The following is a 235-nucleotide window of genomic DNA, read 5'->3' on the forward strand; positions in this document are numbered from 1 at the left end:
CCGTCTGAAATATTCAGACGGCCATTTTAACGAATACGGCATGGTTTCAAATTCCCAATCTGACGTTATAATCAGAACATTTTTACCACTTATCCAAGCTGCCATGACCCGACAAAAAGCCTATCTGCTCCTGACTGCCCTGTTTACCCTGATGTTGATCGTACTGATTCTGTTGGGCGCTTATCTTCTAAGCAGTCACAGCAAACAATTTGCCGTTGCCGCCTTTCTGTTTGCC

The 235-nt window shown here is 44.7% G+C and carries 1 protein-coding gene; it reads left to right on the plus strand.

Features of this window, described 5'->3' with window-relative positions; translation table 11 throughout:
• Nucleotides 1-103: 103 nt before the first annotated feature.
• A partial coding sequence (locus ACTHTA_RS11655) for an NGO_0222 family membrane protein (RefSeq protein ID WP_440379647.1) occupies nucleotides 104-235 on the plus strand: 132 nt, incomplete at its 3' end.

The sequence above is a fragment of the Neisseria sp. P0013.S005 genome (genome assembly GCF_051958425.1).
In the GTDB taxonomy this organism is placed as follows: Bacteria; Pseudomonadota; Gammaproteobacteria; order Burkholderiales; family Neisseriaceae; genus Neisseria; species Neisseria subflava.